The following is a 17,461-nucleotide window of genomic DNA, read 5'->3' as shown; positions in this document are numbered from 1 at the left end:
TTCGTCATTAGCTGGGTAAAATAGCCGACAGAATTTTTGGCAACGTCAATAGGTTATAAATAATGAAATTTAGCGCGGTGATTCTCGCGGCGGGGAAAGGAACCCGTATGTACTCCAATATGCCGAAGGTGCTGCATACGCTTGCAGGCAAACCAATGGTGAAACATGTGATTGATACCTGTACGGGTCTTGGAGCACAGAACATTCATTTGGTGTACGGCCATGGTGGCGACCAAATGCAAGCCGCTTTGGCAGAAGAGCCAGTTAATTGGGTGCTGCAAGCCGAACAATTGGGTACTGGTCACGCGGTGGATCAAGCCTCTCCTCAGTTTGAAGATGATGAAAAAATCTTGGTTCTTTACGGCGATGTTCCGCTGATTTCCTCTGAAACCATTGAAAGCTTGCTTGACGCCCAGCCTAAAGGCGGCATTGCGCTGCTTACTGTCGTCTTGGATAACCCAACGGGTTACGGTCGTATCGTGCGTAAAAACGGTCCGGTGGTGGCGATCGTTGAGCAAAAAGACGCGAATGAAGAGCAAAAATTAATTAAAGAGATCAACACGGGCGTAATGGTGGCGACTGGTGGTGATCTGAAGCGTTGGCTTGCAGGCTTAAACAATGACAACGCTCAAGGTGAGTACTACTTAACAGACGTCATTGCTGCTGCGCACGATGAAGGCAATGCGGTTGAAGCGGTTCACCCAGTTAGCCCAATCGAAGTGGAAGGGGTGAATGATCGCGCTCAGTTGGCTCGTCTAGAACGTGCATTCCAAGCAGCCCAAGCGAAAAAGCTGCTTGAGCAAGGCGTGATGTTGCGTGATCCTGCACGCTTTGATCTACGTGGTGAACTGCAGTGTGGCCTTGATGTTGAGATCGATGTGAATGTGATCATTGAAGGTAACGTCTCCCTTGGTGATAACGTGGTTATCGGTGCTGGCTGTGTGCTAAAAGACTGTGAAATCGATGATAACACCATCGTTCGTCCATACAGTGTTATTGAAGGTGCAACGGTGGGTGAGCAATGTACCGTTGGTCCGTTTACTCGTCTGCGTCCTGGTGCTGAGATGCGTAACGACTCTCACGTGGGCAACTTTGTCGAAGTAAAAAATGCACGTATTGGTGAGGGTTCTAAAGCCAACCACCTGACTTATCTTGGCGATGCTGAAATCGGTCAACGTACCAATATCGGCGCTGGTACCATTACCTGCAACTACGATGGTGCAAACAAATTCAAAACCATCATCGGTAACGACGTGTTTGTTGGTTCAGATAGCCAACTGGTTGCTCCGGTGACGATTGCTGATGGTGCAACGATTGGTGCCGGTACCACCTTGACCAAAGACGTTGCAGAAGGTGAGTTAGTGATTACTCGCGCCAAAGAACGTAAAATTACAGGCTGGCAACGCCCAGTTAAGAAAAAGTAATCATCGCTGGATAACAAAAACGCCGCTGCAATAGCGGCGTTTTTTATGATGATGATGAACTAATGGCTGGGAATGGCACTGCGCTTTTCTAGCCAACGTACAGCTTGAGAGACCATCAAGATCAACAGCAAATATTCCAGCACTAAGAAAGTATAAATCTCTAGAGGTAAGTACTCATTCACCACCAACTCATTGGCACGTCTCGTCAAATCACTTAGACCAATGACACTGACCAATGAGCTCATCTTGAGAATATAAACAAATTGGTTGCCGAGCGCGGGCAGCATCTGACGAAATGCTTGCGGCAAAATCACCAAGCGCATTTTTTGCCAATAGTTGAGACCAAGCGACTTTGCTGCTTCATGTTGGCCACGACCGATAGATTGAATGCCACCGCGAAATACTTCTGCCATAAATGCACTTTCCGCGATCGTCAGTGCAATAATTCCCGCCCAATAATGGTCTAGTGAAACATCGAGTAATGTGGGTAGGCCGTAATACACCCACAACAGCAGAACCAACACGGGAATGGCACGTATTACTTCAACGTAAATCCGGTTCAAGCGTTGTAGGGATTTACGGGGAGAAAGAGCCGGTAGGGCAACCATTAAGCCCAGAGTCATGGCAAACAGCATACTGAGTAGCGATACGCTGATGGTGTCGGCAAAGCCAGCGATAAGAAACTTCACGTTCGTTAGGCCTTGCTCGGTCGTCGGATCAAGCACATACCAGCCCCATTGATAGTCAGAACAGCCAGTGAGTGGCAGTAACATCATTAAACATAAATATCGATAGGTCACACTACACCTTATATCAACTAAAAAAATGGTTGTGTTGCTGCTATGTTATCAATGATGTAACGCGAAATCTCAACTATTTACGGAACAATAAGTTAAAGGAAAATAAAATGAAAAAAACTTGGTTAGCGTTGGGGCTTGGTTTGCTTGCTGCGTCCACTCTGGCTAATGCACAAAGTCGTTTGAATGAGATTCTCGACAACGGGGTATTAAGAGTCGGTACGACTGGGGATTGGAACCCTATGACGATGAAAGATCCGGCCAATAACAGTTATCGTGGTTTTGATATCGATGTCACGACTGAGCTGGCGAAAGACCTCGGCGTCAAAGTTGAATACGTGGCGACGGATTGGAAAACGTTAGTTAATGGTATCACCGCGGATAAGTATGACATTACAGGCAGCGCATCACTGAGTATGTCTCGCGCGAAAGTGGCAGGTTACAGTCAGCCTTACTTTTATCTTGCGTTTGTGCCCGTGGTGCAGAAAAAAGATCTCGGTAAGTACTCTGATTGGAGCGATTTTGATAAAGCGGATGTAAAAGTGGCGGCAACTCTAGGTACCGTACAAGAAAAAATGGTTAAGGAGTTTTTCCCTTCCGCACAGCACATCGTGATTGAAGCTCCCGCCCGTGATTTCCAAGAACTGTTGGCCAAACGAGCGGATGTCTCTGTGACCTCAAATGTGGAAGCGGCGACGCTGGTGGAGAAATTTCAGCAATTGGCGATTGTGCCAGTCAAAGAGCCGCGCAAGCCGACACCGATCGCCATGCTATTGCCACAGGATGATCAAGTTTGGATTAATTACGTTAACCATTGGGTTGAACTGAAAAAGACACAAGGTTTCTTTAAACAGACCGCAGAAAAATGGGGACTAAAAGGGTTATAACTGGCTGTTAGCTTCGCCTCAAAACATAAAGCCGCATACTTATTATGCGGCTATTGTGTTGCTAGAGATTAGATCTCTTCATCACTCACCACACGTGCATTGTCTGGCGTCGTGAAGTGCTGTGACAACTCTTTGTTGGAGACGATATAGCCGATCCAAAGTCCGCCCATACAGAGAACAATCGCAATACCGGTAACCGCTTGCGCTTGGCTAGCAAGAGCGGCGACCAGCGCGCTAGATAAGCTGCTGACGGTGATTTGTAAGCTGTTTTGCAAACCTGCGGCTGTGGCTGGGCTTTGCTTAGCACTGGCAAGTGCGCGGTTAACCACGATAGGGTAAAGGGCACCATTTGCTACGGCAATCAAACAGAATGGCGCTAAGATTGGCCAAATAGACGTTAACTGCCATTGTGATGCAATGAAAATCAGCAGCGCGGCGACGCTAAACAGACCAATCAGTTGACGCAGGACTTTTTCATCACCAAATTTACGCACGCCAACTTTACCTAAGTATCCGCCGACCATAAACGCGATGGTTTGCGGCACAAAGCTCATGCCAATGTCTTTGGCATCGTAGCCAAGCTGCGCCATGATTTCAGGCATGCCAGTCAGGTAAGCAAAGAAAGCGGCAGACGCGGTGGCGAACATCAGCACGTTGCCCAAATAGGTTTTTGAGCTGAGTAGATGTTTGATATCCGATTTTACACTGCTTTGCTTTGGCTCATTGGCGACACTAGGTTGTGCCATGGTCGCCGCAACCAAGACTAAACCGAGTACCGTTAACGCGACAAAAATACTGTGCCAACCAAAGCTATCTGCTAATACAACACCCAACTGAGGGGCGAGCGCAGGAGAAAGCGCCACCAGCGGCATAATGGTAGCAAAAATTTGTTGGCTACTGCTGGAGTAACGTTTGATGACCATGGCTTGCCAGATCACGGCTGGCGCGCACACCCCGATCGCTTGAACAAAACGCAAGCTGAGCAGTTGCCAAACTTGATCACTGAACGCCAAACCCAATGAGGCCAGCGTAAACAGAGCGAGGCCAGCTGCCAAGGTATTGCGGTGACCAAACTTATCAGAGGCAAGACCCCAAAGCAGTTGACCGACTGCCATACCGACCAAGAAGACGGTTAAAGAGAGCGCGATCTGTTCTGGTCCGGTCATAAAGTCGATTTCCATTGCTTTAAACGCAGGGAGATACATGTCTGTTGCGACAAAGCCGAGCATCGAGAGGGCTGCAAGATACACAAGCTGTAATTTTGAAATGTTCATAGTTATTCCATTCAATTTTTTTCACTACAAATGTTTTGTGATCAGTTGGCGCCAACCCTGATTTATATGCCCTGCTATTCTATTTTTCGCTTTTGAGAAAATAAAACGCTAAAATTCATAGTTATCAATCAAAATTTTTGAAAGGTAAGCTGTGTTTTCAAAGCCATCGCTAGAAATGTTGGATACCGTCGCTCGTTTAGGCAGTTTTAGTGCCGCCGCTGAGGTGTTGCACAAAGTGCCCTCGGCCATCAGTTATGGTGTGCGTCAGGTGGAACAAGAACTTGGCGTGTTGCTGTTCCGCCGTTTACCGAGAAAAGTAGAACTGACCCCAGCTGGTGAGCTGTTCATCGCCGAAGCGAGAATGCTGCTAAGGCAGATGGAAGAGGTAAAATCGCAGACGCGGCGCGCGGCGCAAGGCTGGCAATCCACGCTGAAGTTGACGCTGGATAACGTGGTCAAGCTCGACAAACTCAAGCCTTTGGTCGAGGATTTCTATCGCGAATTCGATTTTGCAGAACTGCAAATCAATATGGAAGTGTTCAATGGTTCTTGGGAGGCGATTGCCCAAGGGCGCGCGGATATCGTCATCGGCGCCACCTCGGCCATTCCTGTTGGGGGCGATTTTGAAGTGCGCGATATGGGACGATTGGATTGGGCGTTTGTTATGTCTCCAGCGCATCCTTGCGTGCGTCAGCAAGTGCTGACAGAAGCGTTTGTTAGTCAGTTTCCCGCGATCTGCTTGGATGATACCTCGAGTGTGTTGCCTAAGCGCCATACAGGGCATTATCCGCAGCAGCGTCGTCTGTTGTTGCCCAATTGGTACAGTGCTATCGAGTGTTTAAAAAATGGCGTAGGCGTGGGTTATATGCCGCGTCATATTGCCATGCCACTGATCAACGACGGTGTGCTGGTGGAAAAGGTGCTACCGGACGACAAACCGCTGAGTCAATGTTGTCTGGTGTGGCGAAAAGATGACAACCACAAGTTGATTCAGTGGATGGTGGACTACTTAGGAAACTCACATCAACTGCATCAAGATTGGTTGCTGAGCGAAACAAAACGCCCTGTCTGACAGGGCGTTTTTAACAGCATTAGGAAAGAAAGAAACGGTAGGATGGGTTATCCGTGACATCTTTGCATTGGTAGCCAAGTTCGCGTAAATGCGCCGAAAAGCGGGATAAATCACTCTCATCAAGCTCAAAACCACACAGTACGCGGCCATAATCGGCCCCATGGTTGCGGTAGTTAAACAGGCTAATGTTCCAGTGTGTGCCCAGTGTGCTCAGGAACTTAAGCAGCGCGCCTGGGTATTCTGGAAACTCAAAGCTGTATAAGCGCTCTTTGAGTGGTTTGGAGGGTTTACCGCCAATCATATAGCGTACGTGCAGCTTGGCCATTTCATCCTCAGAAAGGTCTACCACTGGGTAGCCACCTTCGCGTAAGTCGCGAATGATACCATCCAACTCCTCTTGACCATTTTGCAGGCGAACGCCGACAAAAATATTGGCCAGCGAATCGTCGTTGTAACGGTAGTTGAACTCCGTTACCGCACGTCCACCAATCAAATGGCAGAACTCAAAAAATGCCCCTTTGCGCTCTGGAATGGTCACCGCAAGTAAGCCTTCGCGTTTTTCACCCAGCTCACAACGCTCAGAAACATAACGTAAACCGTGGAAGTTGGTATTGGCACCCGAAAGCACGGTACCCAAGTTGTGTCCTTTGAGTTTGTGTTTCTCGGCATACTTTTTCAGCCCCGCCAGCGCCAGTGCTCCGGAAGGCTCAGCAATCGCACGGGTGTCTTCGAAAATATCTTTGACCGCCGCGCAGATTTCATCACTGGAGACGGTGACGTGATCGTCAATGTAGTGCTGGCATAGACGGAAAGTTTCATCGCCAATGCGTTTTACCGCCACACCATCAGCAAACATACTGACTTGATCCAGCACCACAGGCTCACCAGCATCCAATGCCGCCTTAAGGCAGGCAGAATCTTCAGGTTCCACCGCAATGACTTTGATCTCTGGCATCAGCTGTTTCACCAACACCGCCACACCAGCGGCTAAGCCACCGCCCCCAACAGGGACGAAAATGTGGTCGAGATGGCCGTTTTGCTGCAGCATTTCCATGCCGATGGTGCCTTGCCCTGCAATCACTAAAGGATGATCGAAAGGAGGAACAAAGGTGTAGCCTTTCTCTTGAGAAAGGCGTTCGGCCTCTGCTTTGGCTTCATCGAAGTTGCTGCCGTGCAAGACGACTTTGCCACCAAAGCCGCGCACTGCGTCGACTTTGATATCTGGCGTCGTGCGAGGCATCACGATGGTGGTTTCAATGCCAAGGCGTGTGCCTGACAGAGCCATACCTTGCGCATGGTTGCCCGCAGAAGCGGCAATCACCCCCGCGTCCTTCTGCGCTTGAGACAGATTGGCCACCATATTGTAAGCACCACGCAATTTAAACGAATGCACTGGCTGGCGGTCTTCACGTTTGATCTGCACATTGTTGCCAATACGTGCCGATAAACGCGGCATCTCTTGCAAGGGGGTGACGGTCGCCACTTCATACACAGGAGCGCGCAATATCTGGCGCAGATAGTCTGCGCCAGTTTGTTGGGTTAATGACATTGCTTAGCCCTCAAGCTTTGACTTGTCTCGTACCGCGCCTTTGTCGGCACTGGTTGCCATGCTGGCGTAGGCTTTCAGCGCGAACGACACTTCGCGTTGGCGAGAGACGGGTTTCCAGCCAAGTGCGTCTTGTTCTGCTCGGCGCTCTGCCATTTCTTGCTCGGAAACTTGCAGAGAAATCGTGCGGTTTGGAATGTCGATGGCAATTAAGTCGCCCTGTTTGACCAAACCGATCGCGCCACCGTTTGCCGCTTCTGGTGAGGCGTGGCCGATAGAAAGGCCAGACGTGCCGCCAGAGAAACGTCCGTCAGTCAGTAGCGCACACGCTTTGCCTAGACCCATCGATTTCAAATACGTGGTAGGGTAGAGCATCTCTTGCATGCCTGGGCCGCCTTTCGGACCTTCGTAGCGAATTACCACCACATCTCCCGCTTTGACTTTGCCCCCCAAGATACCTTCCACCGCGTCTTCTTGGCTTTCAAAAACCACTGCAGGGCCCGTGAATTTTAGAATGCTTTCATCCACACCCGCCGTCTTAACGATACAGCCATCCAGCGCAATATTGCCTTTGAGGACAGCGAGGCCACCATCTTGGCTAAAGGCGTTTTCTTTGGTGCGAATACAGCCTTGGGCACGATCGTCGTCTAAGGTGTCCCAGCGGCAATCTTGCGAGAATGCTTGAGTGGTTCGAATACCCGCAGGGCCTGCGCGGTAGAAGCGTTTCACTTCTTCCGAATCGGTCAGCATGATGTCGTATTGGGCAAGCTGTTCTTCCCAAGTGAGGCCAAGCACCGTTTTCGATTGATTGTGCAGTAGGCCAGCTCGGTTAAGTTCGCCCAAAATACCGACTACACCACCCGCGCGGTGCACATCTTCCATGTGGTATTTCTGGGTTGATGGCGCCACTTTACATAGGTGAGGCACCATGCGTGACATGCGATCGATGTCTGTCATGTCAAAATCCACCTCACCTTCTTGCGCTGCAGCTAAGAGGTGTAAAACGGTGTTGGTTGAACCGCCCATGGCGATGTCTAGCGCCATGGCGTTTTCAAACGCGGCTTTGGTCGCAATGTTGCGTGGCAGTGCGCTTTCATCATCTTGTTCGTAGTAACGCTTGGTCAGTTCGACGATACGTTGGCCTGCACTGATAAACAGTTGTTTACGATCGGCATGCGTTGCGAGCAGAGAGCCGTTACCTGGCTGAGAAAGGCCAAGCGCTTCGGTGAGGCAGTTCATCGAGTTGGCGGTGAACATGCCTGAGCAGGATCCACAGGTAGGGCAAGCACTGCGCTCGATCTGTTCGCTCTGCTCATCCGAGACTTTAGGATCCGCACCTTGGATCATGGCATCGACCAGATCCAGCTTGATGATCTGATCCGAAAGCTTGGTTTTGCCCGCTTCCATTGGTCCACCCGAGACAAAGATCACCGGGATATTAAGGCGCATTGACGCCATCAGCATTCCCGGGGTGATTTTGTCACAGTTGGAGATACACACCATGGCATCGGCACAGTGCGCGTTGACCATGTACTCCACCGAGTCGGCAATCAATTCACGAGAAGGCAGTGAATAAAGCATGCCTCCGTGGCCCATGGCGATACCATCATCCACCGCGATGGTGTTGAATTCTTTGGCAATACCGCCTGCTGCTTCAATTTCTCTCGCCACCAATTGACCAAGGTCTTTCAGGTGCACGTGGCCCGGTACGAACTGGGTAAAGGAGTTGACCACGGCAATAATCGGTTTGCCGAAGTCTTCATCTTTTACGCCCGTAGCACGCCATAGTGCGCGCGCACCGGCCATATTGCGACCATGAGTGGTGGTGGCTGATCTGTATTTAGGCATTCTGTTGTCTCCCTACTTCTTCTCTGGGTACACGTAATCTAACCAGCCCCACTTATCTTCGGTGGTGCCATTGAATAAACCAAAGTACGCTTCTTGCACGGCTTTGGTGATTGGGCCGCGTTTGCCTGCGCCCACTTGAATTTGATCGACACTACGTACCGGAACCACTTCTGCGGCAGTACCCGTCATAAACACTTCGTCTGCCAAGTAGAGGGCTTCACGTGCGATGTTGGCTTCACGGACTTCATAACCCATCTCTCGCGCCAGCGTCATGATTGAGTCACGAGTGATGCCAGGGAGAATTGCAGCTGTCGCTGGTGGGGTTGTGATGACGCCATTTTTGATCACGAAAATGTTTTCACCGGCACCTTCTGAAAGGTAACCATCAACACTTAATGCAATCCCTTCGGCATAGCCATGTCGACGCGCTTCACCACCAACCAGTAGAGAAGAGAGGTAGTTACCGCCTGCTTTCGCTGCGGTTGGAATCGTGTTTGGCGCAGCGCGGTTCCAGCTGGATACCATGGCATCAACGCCATTTTCCAACGCCTCTTCCCCTAAGTAAGAGCCCCAAGGGAAGGCGGCAATGATCAGATCCATTTCGGTATCTGTGGGAGGACAAACGCCCAAGCCTACGTTGCCAACAAACGCCAGTGGGCGAATGTAGGCGTTATCCAGCTTGTTTTGACGCAGAGTTTCGCGAGTCGCTTCCATGATCTCTTCCACTGAATAGGGGATTGGGAAGCGGTAAATTTTGGCAGAATCTTTCAGACGCTGCGCATGTTCTTGGTGACGGAAGACAATCGGCCCTTTTGGCGTGTTGTAACAGCGAACCCCTTCAAATACCGAGGTGCCGTAGTGCATGGCGTGAGTCAGAACGTGTACATTCGCTTCTGCCCAGGGAACCATTTTGCCATTAAACCAGATATAATCTGCTGTTTTCGTTGCCATTATTGCCTTCCTTATGCACTTACGTGTTGTTGTAGATTGTTGTTGGGGAGTTCGTCGTTACGAATCTTCATCACCTCAACACTACGAATATCCCATAATTTTTCAATTTGATTGGTGAGAAATGAGATAGGGCGATCGCTGTCTACGATGATTTCGACACTGGCGACCTTGCTCTCATGGTTTTGCGTCGCAGCAACTTGTTTGATGACAAAGCCGCGGTGGCGAATCACACGGAGAACACGCTCTAACAGCACGGGTTTGTCATCGGCTTTGATGTCTAATAAATAACGTTCCATCAGTGGCTCTCCTAGGTGTTTTCCAACATATCACTGTTTGACGCACCTGGCGGTACCAGTGGCCACACATTTTCTTCTTCATCAATCAACACATGTAGCAAGTAAGACGTTTTGCTTGCGAGCATCTCTTTGAGTGCCGGTTCCACTTCTTCTTTCTTGGTAATGGTTTTGCCCGGAATATCGAAGGCTTTCGCCAGCATGACGAAATCAGGGTTGTCATCAAGGATGGTTTCACTGTGACGACCATCGAAGAACAGTGATTGCCACTGACGCACCATGCCAAGACGTTGGTTGTTCAACAACACGATTTTGACTGGGATTTGGCGGCGCTTCAGCGTGCCTAATTCTTGGATGTTCATCATGATTGAGCCATCACCAGAGATCAGCACCGATTGTGCGTCCGGCCTTGCTACCGCTGCGCCCATCGCCGCTGGCAAGCCAAAACCCATGGTGCCAAGGCCCGCTGAGGTAATGAAATTTTGTGGCTCGCGTGGCTGAATGTGCTGCGCTGCCCACATCTGGTGTTGGCCTACGTCGGTGGAGACGATGGTGTTGTCTGGCATCAGATCGGAAAGTTGCTTGAGCAGCCCCGGCGCATAGATGAGCTCTCCTGGGTGGTCGTAACGCCACTTAAAGCCGCTGCGTAAGCTTTCACAGTGATGAACCCAAGGAGAAATATCACGAGTCAGTTCTAACTGAGGCAGGATGACATTGATATCGCCGCGTAACGGAGCGTTGGCATGACGCAGTTTATTGATTTCTGCCGCGTCGATATCAATGTGGATCACTTTGGCGTGAGGGGCGAAGGTTTCTAATTTGCCCGTCACACGGTCATCAAAACGTGCACCCACCACCAGCAAAAGATCCGCTTCTTGCACCACGAGGTTGGCCGCTTTGGTGCCATGCATGCCGAGCATACCCAAATAGTGAGGGTCGTGACGTTCGATGGTGCCTAACCCTTTTAAGGTGCTGACGGCTGGCATTGGGTTGAGGCGTAAAAATTCGCGTACCGTGTGGGTCGCTTTAGCCAGTTGCACACCACCACCGACGTATAACACCGGGCGGGTGGATTGATCGAGAAGCGCTTGGGCTCGAGCCACATCAACTTGACTGACTTGAGGTAATGCTGGAGGCGTAAAAGGAGGAAGCAATTCAACAGGCGCTTTTGCAAGCTGGACGTCTTTGGCGATATCGACAATCACTGGGCCCGGTCGTCCGGTTTTGGCTACTTCAAAGGCTTCTGCCAAGGTTGGGGCCAGCTCGTTGATGTCGGTCACTAAGTAACTGTGTTTAGTACACGATAGCGACATACCAATCACATCCATTTCTTGGAATGCATCGGTGCCGATATGAGAACTGGCAACCTGACCGGTGATGGCAACTAACGGCACTGAATCAAGAAAGGCATCGGCTAAACCGGTGACAAGGTTGGTGGCTCCGGGACCTGATGTGGCCATACACACCGCAACATCCTGCGTGGCTCGCGCCATCCCAATCGCTGCCATCGCAGCCCCTTGTTCATGACGACACAAAATGTGTTCAACACCACCGTCATACAAGGCATCGTAGATTGGCATGATGGCACCACCAGGGTAACCAAATACGGTTTTGATGCCTTGCTGTTTTAATGCGGCAACGACTAACTCTGCTCCTGTCATCGTTGGCCTCCTTGGCTACTTTTTTGGTTGTAGCCGTTTCCATACATCTTGCACATAGCGTGCGCTCCCATACTTCCCGTCATTTCTGAACTGTCTAAAAGTGATTCAATCAGTTTAGAACTTCGCCAACCCATGGCTGAAAAAAAACCCCCGAACTTTTCAGTGCGGGGGTTTGTAAATCTAGTGGTTATTTTGCGCCCACTCTCCCCCGCGCGGTGCTAATGAGGACCACGATAATCAGGTTAATCAGAGAGTTAATTTGAGCGGCAAAGTTCATCTGTCTGTCGTTAAAATGTTGTGTAATGTTCTACGAAATTGTTTGCGTCACTAGTGGTAACACACAAAACTGTTTCGTGACAAGCAAAAAGTCATTCTTTTTTCACATTTAAGCCTCATCGCTTCACGCTATATAACAGTTCTGTATAAAAAAACTTGTATTTATAGAACAACTAAAATTGAAGAGGCAGTGATGGGGTTGGCGATTATTCATAGCCGCGCCAGTGTGGGCGTAGAAGCGCCTTCAGTGAGCGTGGAAGTGCACATCAGTAACGGTTTACCGGGATTTACCTTAGTGGGGTTGCCGGAAACCACAGTGAAGGAGTCAAAAGATCGCGTACGCAGTGCGATCGTCAACAGTAACTTCCAATTTCCTGCCAAGCGGATCACCGTCAACTTGGCACCTGCCGATCTGCCCAAAGAAGGGGGACGTTTTGACTTGCCGATCGCACTTGGCATTTTGGCCGCTTCTGAGCAGATCTCCGTTCAGTTTCTCCAACAACATGAATTTGTCGGTGAGTTGGCCTTAAGTGGTGAGCTACGAGCAGTGAAAGGGGTTTTGCCAGCCGCTCTTGCCGCCAAAGGGGTCTCCCGCAGTTTGGTGGTACCTCATGCGAATGGGGATCAAGCCGCCTTGGTGGGTAAGAACATGCATAAGTCGGCGTGCTCGCTGATTGAAGTTTGTGCCCATTTATGTGGCCAGCAAGCCCTGTCATTACATCAAACCAAGCAAGCATTGCAGCCCTCATCACACAGTCGAGATTTACAAGACATCATTGGTCAGCAACAAGGAAAGCGCGCGTTGGAGATTGCCGCTGCGGGCAATCACAATTTATTGTTTTTGGGGCCTCCAGGGACGGGTAAAACCATGCTGGCGTCACGTTTGCGAGATCTGTTGCCTGAAATGAGTGAGGAAGAGGCGATGGAAACGGCAGCGGTGGCTTCTTTAACACAAAGCGATATCAACGAGCACAATTGGAAGCAGCGGCCATTTCGCGCGCCGCATCACTCGAGTTCTATGGCGGCGCTGGTGGGCGGTGGAACCATTCCGCGTCCCGGAGAAATCTCACTCGCACACAACGGCTTACTGTTTTTGGACGAGATGCCGGAATTTGAGCGCAAAGTGCTCGACTCAATGCGTGAACCGCTAGAGTCAGGGGAAATCATCATTTCACGAGCGCAGGGTAAAACCCGTTTTCCTGCTCGCTTTCAGTTGGTCGGAGCGCTGAATCCGAGCCCCACGGGCTATTACGAAGGGAACCAAGCTCGCGCCAATCCTCAGGCGATTTTGCGTTATTTAGGCCGTTTATCGGGTCCACTTTTGGATCGTTTTGATATGTCACTCGAGATCCCCGCATTACCCAAAGGCACATTGGCGGAAGGGGGGGACCGAGGTGAACCAACGGTGGTGGTGAAGGCGCGAGTGGCGCAGGCGAGAGAGCGAATGCAGCATCGCAATGGTAAGGTGAATGCCCTATTAGGCAGCCGAGAAATCGAAGCGTTTTGTCCACTAAGTAAGCAGGATGCCGAGTTTCTTGAAACAGCGTTGCATCGTTTGGGGTTATCGATTCGTGCGTATCACCGCATCATCAAAGTGGCGCGAACCATTACCGATTTAGAAGGCGTACCTCAGATCACGCGTGCGCATTTAGCCGAAGCACTCGGTTATCGGGCGATGGATCGCTTGCTCAAACAGCTCACTCTGCAAGCGGTTTAATCGTGGTAAACCCTAGATTAAACCGCCTTGGTGATGAGTTAAAACTTGTAGTTTACGCCGACCGAAAGTAAGTAATCACTCTGCTCGTAAAACTCGATATTGGAGTCGGTTTGGTTGTACCCAGCCAGAGCAACGAAAGACCAATCGGGGGAAGAGAAAAGTTGGGCATACTCATAAGCAAGAAATAGGCTGAGCTGCTGGTCTTCACGCGTTTTGCTAAACAGTTGACTGGCGGCTTGATAATCTTGCACTTTATAACCCGCGGTCAGCACTAAGAGGTGTTTAGCAAACAGATTAAACCAACTCACTTCAGCCCCGAGTGAATCATAAGAGGCCGCTTTGCCATCTGCTTGATGCTTTAAGTAAACCACAGCTGGCTGAACAAAGCTGGTGGGTTTGAGTCGGTAGCGGTAATCCAGTTTGGCGTAATAACTCTCTCCATCACGTTTGAGGCTTGGATCGGTGATGGTGTCTTTATCCAGTTCTTTGGTGCCATATGCGGTGTCGAGGTTAACATTGCCACCCCAGAGGTTGTGAAACTGCAGTCGGTACGCAATACCACTTTCATCGGTGACCGTGCGTTTTTGGTTGAGCAGATAAGGATCTTGCCAAGTTTCTCCTGACATCACGGTTGGCAACAATGAAAAATCAATCACCACGCCAGAGCTCAATTGGTATTGATAACCTAACTCAAAAGCCAGGGTACCAACAGCGATGTCCTCTCTTGCGGTACCGAGGTAAAACTGCTGTTCGAGCTGTTGACCAAAGGTGTAAGCGATGTTCCCCAATGGTGCAAACAGAGCGGCACCTTCGTGGCTGGCGCTGCTTGAGTAGTTGCTGATGGTTGCATCCGTTTCCGTATTAAAGTGTGACTGAGAGGCGCCATAGCCAGTCAGTAGTGAGATTTCCCCACTAAACCCTGCGGTGTCACTCAGTCCTGCTTGCGCCATATGACTGAATATCAGTGCGGTGGTGATTAAGATTCGGTTTTTCATTGCAGATCCTTGAGCCATTCATCCTGACGAGGGTGGTTTGCCACAGTTTCGGTCACAAACTAATCTGACCATTTTGACAAAGATTCCAAACTGGGCCGGGAGCAGTATAATTACACGCTGTTTTTTTCTTCATCGAATATAAGAGTTTTCGAACATCACTATGTTGGCATATCTGTTACTTTTTATTAACGTTTTTTTGGTCATTCTTAATTCTGCAATGTGCTCGATGACGATCTGCTTGATTGCGATCGTCAAACTGGTCTTGCCGACTCAAGGGCTGAAAGCGAAAGCAACCGATGCGGCCAACAAAATGATGTGGTTGTGGGCGACGATAAACGCGGTGATTCTCGCTCTGTTTAACCGCATAGAATGGGATATCGAAGGCGGCGAAGGGCTGAAAAAAGAGGGATGGTATCTGATGATCAGTAATCATCTTAGCTGGACTGATATTGTGGTGTTGTGTTGCGTGTTTAAGGATCGCATTCCCATGCCCAAGTTCTTTCTCAAGCAACAACTGCTGTACGTGCCCTTTATTGGTATGGCCTGTTGGGCATTGGACATGCCGTTTATGCGCCGTTACTCCCGGGAATACTTGATCCGTCACCCAGAAAAGCGCGGACAGGATTTGGCAACGACACGTCGTTCTTGTGAGAAGTTTCGCCATACGCCCACCACCGTAGTCAACTATGTGGAAGGCACTCGCTTTACGACTGAAAAGCGTAAAAAAAGTAATGCGGGGTATGATTATTTGCTGCAGCCGAAATCCGGTGGTATTGCTTATACACTCGCGGCGATGGGTGAGCAGTTTGATCATATTATCGATGTGACGTTAGCCTACCCGCAAAATACCGATAAACCTTTCCAAGATATGTTAATGGGTCGGATGCGCAAAGTGGTTGTAAAGATTCGTTTGTTGCCGGTGGATGAGCAGGTGAAAGGGGATTACTTCAACGATAAGCCGTATAAACGCCAATTTCAGCTCTGGTTAGGAGATGTTTGGCAAGAAAAAGATCAGTTGTTGAAAGAGATCCACAAAGGATAAACATCAGGGAGCACAACGGCTCCCTGTTTTGTTGGTGAGTTTTTGTTGGGTGTTTACTGTTTTTTCAGCAGGAAGTTCACCAGTTCGAAATACTCATCCATGGTTTTGATGCCTTGAGCCTGCACTAGGTATTTGTTGTTTACAATCACCGCAGGTACACCAGAAAGGCCACTGTCTTTAAACTGCTTGTCAAAACGGCGCACCATCGAATCCACCGCGAAACCGTTAAAGGCTGCATCGAATTTATTCGCATCAATGCCTTCATCAAGGAAGATCTGGCGCAGTTCCGCGTCATCTTTTGGCGCTTTACGCATGTTGTGGATGCGGTTGAACATCACTGGCACCATTTTGTCTTCGACTTTAAGTGCGATCATGGTGGCGTACGCTTTGCTCATTGACGGCCCCATCGCACCACCCATAAAGGAAACGTGGTTTTTTTGCAGTTTTACCCCTTCCGGCAACTGTGCTTTGAGTTGCTGGATGATAGGTTCGAACGTATTACAGTGCGGGCAGTAGAAAGAGAAAAACTCACTTACCATGGGCTTTTTAGAAACTTGCGTATCCAGCATCTTGTAGTGTTCACCTTCTTTAAATTGGGTTGCTGCGTTGGCTGTCAGGCTGAGTAACAGCATCGAAAAAAACGCGAACAGTTTCTTCATCTATTTATTTCTCCGTTATGTTATTGAGGCAGTTACCATTGTGGCATCAATGAAAGAGGGGGTTCTTCCAATGCGGCGATTTGTTCTTTAAACGCCAATACCTGACCTTCCCAGTATTTTGGCTCATTAAACCAAGGAAAAGCGAGTGGGAACGCAGGGTCTTGCCATCGTTTTGCTAACCATGCCATATAATGCACCATTCGTAGACCACGCAAAGGCTCGATCAGTTTCAACTCTTGGTGCGAAAAATCACTAAATTCGCCATATGACTCCAGTAAAATGTCGAGTTGCATGAGCTTTTCTTGGCGATCACCATTGAGCAACATCCAGAGATCTTGAACCGCTGGCCCATTGCGTGCGTCATCTAAATCAACAAACATCGGTCCATCACGCCATAAAATATTGCCGGGATGACAATCACCGTGCAAGCGGATAGCTTGAGTGTTTTTTGGCCACTGCGCTTCGATGGCGGCGATGAGTCGGTCGAGATCCTGAAAGAAGCTGTTCTCTAAATGCATCGGGATCATGTTGCATTGTTGCAGGAGTGCACGTGGCTGATAGAGGTACTCATCTAGCCCTATGCTAGGTCGGTGCTGGAATCTCTGTTTTGCACCCACTTGGTGAATTCGACCGAGGAAGCGGCCAACCCACTCGAGTTGATCGAGATTATCCACTTCAAATTGACGGCCACCGACGCTGTTGAACAAGGCAAATTGGTAGTCTTGATAATGATGTAGGGTGGTACCGTTGATGTTGACCGGAGCGGCGACAGGAATGTCATTTTCCACCAGCTCTTGAGTGAACTGATGTTCTTCAATAATTTGTGCCGGCGTCCAACGCTCTGGGCGATAAAACTTCACCACAAAACGGCGACGCTCTTCATCGGTGAACTGGTATACGCGGTTTTCGTAGCTGTTGAGAGGCAATAAACCTGATTCAGCGCGAATGCCGATGCTCTCAAGGGCATACCACATAAAATCGGGCGTTAATGCGTCAAAATTGAATGCGCCTAGCGACAT

General features: G+C 49.6%; 15 protein-coding genes. 5 read left to right on the top strand and 10 right to left on the bottom strand.

Annotation, left to right across the window (positions count from 1 at the left end; translation table 11 throughout):
* The first annotated feature begins 62 nt into the window (after positions 1-62).
* Positions 63-1,424 (top strand): bifunctional UDP-N-acetylglucosamine diphosphorylase/glucosamine-1-phosphate N-acetyltransferase GlmU, encoded by a 1,362-nt coding sequence (gene glmU, locus PQQ36_RS19265; RefSeq protein WP_072609004.1) that lies wholly within the window; start codon positions 63-65, stop codon positions 1,422-1,424.
* A 59-nt stretch (positions 1,425-1,483) separates the two neighbouring features.
* Here glmU and PQQ36_RS19260 read toward each other — a convergent pair whose 3' ends face one another.
* Positions 1,484-2,224, bottom strand: coding sequence for an amino acid ABC transporter permease (locus tag PQQ36_RS19260; RefSeq protein ID WP_011151441.1), 741 nt, complete (start codon positions 2,222-2,224; stop codon positions 1,484-1,486).
* Between the two features lie 107 nt (positions 2,225-2,331).
* On the opposite strand from PQQ36_RS19260, the gene PQQ36_RS19255 reads away from it, so the two are divergent.
* Positions 2,332-3,108, top strand: a complete 777-nt coding sequence (locus tag PQQ36_RS19255) for a transporter substrate-binding domain-containing protein (protein ID WP_011079059.1) — start codon at positions 2,332-2,334, stop codon at positions 3,106-3,108.
* Between the two features lie 68 nt (positions 3,109-3,176).
* On the opposite strand, the gene punC is transcribed toward PQQ36_RS19255, so the two are convergent.
* Positions 3,177-4,382, bottom strand: a complete 1,206-nt coding sequence (punC, locus tag PQQ36_RS19250; protein WP_045598820.1) for a purine nucleoside transporter PunC — start codon at positions 4,380-4,382, stop codon at positions 3,177-3,179.
* A gap of 151 nt (positions 4,383-4,533) precedes the next feature.
* On the opposite strand from punC, the gene punR reads away from it, so the two are divergent.
* Positions 4,534-5,454 (top strand): DNA-binding transcriptional activator PunR, encoded by a 921-nt coding sequence (gene punR, locus PQQ36_RS19245; protein ID WP_130268264.1) that lies wholly within the window; start codon positions 4,534-4,536, stop codon positions 5,452-5,454.
* 19 nt (positions 5,455-5,473) lie between these two features.
* Here punR and ilvA read toward each other — a convergent pair whose 3' ends face one another.
* Genes ilvA through ilvG form a run of 5 tightly spaced genes read right to left on the bottom strand, consistent with a single transcriptional unit; the run spans position 5,474 to position 11,753 of the window.
* Complete coding sequence (ilvA, locus tag PQQ36_RS19240; RefSeq protein WP_011151438.1) at positions 5,474-7,003, bottom strand: threonine ammonia-lyase, biosynthetic; 1,530 nt, start codon at positions 7,001-7,003, stop codon at positions 5,474-5,476.
* Positions 7,004-7,006: 3 nt separating this feature from the next.
* On the bottom strand, positions 7,007-8,848 hold the full coding sequence (gene ilvD, locus PQQ36_RS19235) for a dihydroxy-acid dehydratase (RefSeq protein ID WP_011151437.1): 1,842 nt from the start codon (positions 8,846-8,848) through the stop codon (positions 7,007-7,009).
* A 12-nt stretch (positions 8,849-8,860) separates the two neighbouring features.
* A complete protein-coding gene (ilvE, locus tag PQQ36_RS19230; RefSeq protein WP_011151436.1) occupies positions 8,861-9,799 on the bottom strand; it encodes a branched-chain-amino-acid transaminase in 939 nt (312 codons plus the stop codon).
* Between the two features lie 11 nt (positions 9,800-9,810).
* A complete protein-coding gene (gene ilvM, locus PQQ36_RS19225) occupies positions 9,811-10,095 on the bottom strand; it encodes an acetolactate synthase 2 small subunit (protein ID WP_011079065.1) in 285 nt (94 codons plus the stop codon).
* Positions 10,096-10,106: 11 nt separating this feature from the next.
* On the bottom strand, positions 10,107-11,753 hold the full coding sequence (gene ilvG / locus PQQ36_RS19220; RefSeq protein ID WP_011151435.1) for an acetolactate synthase 2 catalytic subunit: 1,647 nt from the start codon (positions 11,751-11,753) through the stop codon (positions 10,107-10,109).
* Between the two features lie 469 nt (positions 11,754-12,222).
* On the opposite strand from ilvG, the gene PQQ36_RS19215 reads away from it, so the two are divergent.
* Positions 12,223-13,746, top strand: a complete 1,524-nt coding sequence (locus PQQ36_RS19215) for a YifB family Mg chelatase-like AAA ATPase (RefSeq protein ID WP_273662235.1) — start codon at positions 12,223-12,225, stop codon at positions 13,744-13,746.
* Between the two features lie 38 nt (positions 13,747-13,784).
* Here PQQ36_RS19215 and PQQ36_RS19210 read toward each other — a convergent pair whose 3' ends face one another.
* The gene (locus PQQ36_RS19210) at positions 13,785-14,759 is read right to left on the bottom strand and encodes a DUF2860 domain-containing protein (protein ID WP_225470935.1); all 975 of its coding nucleotides are present in this window, start codon (positions 14,757-14,759) and stop codon (positions 13,785-13,787) included.
* Positions 14,760-14,901: 142 nt separating this feature from the next.
* On the opposite strand from PQQ36_RS19210, the gene PQQ36_RS19205 reads away from it, so the two are divergent.
* The gene (locus PQQ36_RS19205) at positions 14,902-15,783 is read left to right on the top strand and encodes an acyltransferase (protein WP_060532905.1); all 882 of its coding nucleotides are present in this window, start codon (positions 14,902-14,904) and stop codon (positions 15,781-15,783) included.
* Between the two features lie 53 nt (positions 15,784-15,836).
* Here the strand turns inward: PQQ36_RS19205 and PQQ36_RS19200 are convergent, their stop codons facing one another.
* Together PQQ36_RS19200 and PQQ36_RS19195 are read right to left on the bottom strand one after the other, a co-directional pair.
* Positions 15,837-16,442, bottom strand: coding sequence for a thiol:disulfide interchange protein DsbA/DsbL (locus PQQ36_RS19200; RefSeq protein ID WP_273662234.1), 606 nt, complete (start codon positions 16,440-16,442; stop codon positions 15,837-15,839).
* 32 nt (positions 16,443-16,474) lie between these two features.
* Positions 16,475-17,461: a serine/threonine protein kinase gene (locus PQQ36_RS19195; protein ID WP_085761427.1), complete on the bottom strand. Its 987-nt coding sequence runs from the start codon at positions 17,459-17,461 to the stop codon at positions 16,475-16,477.

The sequence above is a fragment of the Vibrio sp. CCUG 15886 genome, from assembly GCF_028570825.1.
Classification (GTDB): Bacteria; Pseudomonadota; Gammaproteobacteria; order Enterobacterales; family Vibrionaceae; genus Vibrio; species Vibrio vulnificus_B.
Note: the sequence above shows the minus strand (reverse complement) of the source record. Positions and strands in the feature narration are given on the sequence as shown.

Bases quoted from the DNA above. Each gene is read 5' to 3' on its own strand.
- glmU (WP_072609004.1), top strand. From the start codon at position 63: ATGAAATTTAGCGCGGTGATTCTCGCGGCGGGGAAAGGAACCCGTATG.
- ilvM (WP_011079065.1), bottom strand. From the start codon at position 10,095: ATGGAACGTTATTTATTAGACATCAAAGCCGATGACAAACCCGTGCTG.
- PQQ36_RS19210 (WP_225470935.1), bottom strand. From the start codon at position 14,759: ATGGCTCAAGGATCTGCAATGAAAAACCGAATCTTAATCACCACCGCA.
- PQQ36_RS19215 (WP_273662235.1), top strand. From the start codon at position 12,223: ATGGGGTTGGCGATTATTCATAGCCGCGCCAGTGTGGGCGTAGAAGCG.
- PQQ36_RS19195 (WP_085761427.1), bottom strand. From the start codon at position 17,461: ATGTCGCTAGGCGCATTCAATTTTGACGCATTAACGCCCGATTTTATG.
- PQQ36_RS19255 (WP_011079059.1), top strand. From the start codon at position 2,332: ATGAAAAAAACTTGGTTAGCGTTGGGGCTTGGTTTGCTTGCTGCGTCC.
- ilvA (WP_011151438.1), bottom strand. From the start codon at position 7,003: ATGTCATTAACCCAACAAACTGGCGCAGACTATCTGCGCCAGATATTG.
- ilvG (WP_011151435.1), bottom strand. From the start codon at position 11,753: ATGACAGGAGCAGAGTTAGTCGTTGCCGCATTAAAACAGCAAGGCATC.
- punC (WP_045598820.1), bottom strand. From the start codon at position 4,382: ATGAACATTTCAAAATTACAGCTTGTGTATCTTGCAGCCCTCTCGATG.
- PQQ36_RS19205 (WP_060532905.1), top strand. From the start codon at position 14,902: ATGTTGGCATATCTGTTACTTTTTATTAACGTTTTTTTGGTCATTCTT.
- PQQ36_RS19200 (WP_273662234.1), bottom strand. From the start codon at position 16,442: ATGAAGAAACTGTTCGCGTTTTTTTCGATGCTGTTACTCAGCCTGACA.
- ilvD (WP_011151437.1), bottom strand. From the start codon at position 8,848: ATGCCTAAATACAGATCAGCCACCACCACTCATGGTCGCAATATGGCC.
- ilvE (WP_011151436.1), bottom strand. From the start codon at position 9,799: ATGGCAACGAAAACAGCAGATTATATCTGGTTTAATGGCAAAATGGTT.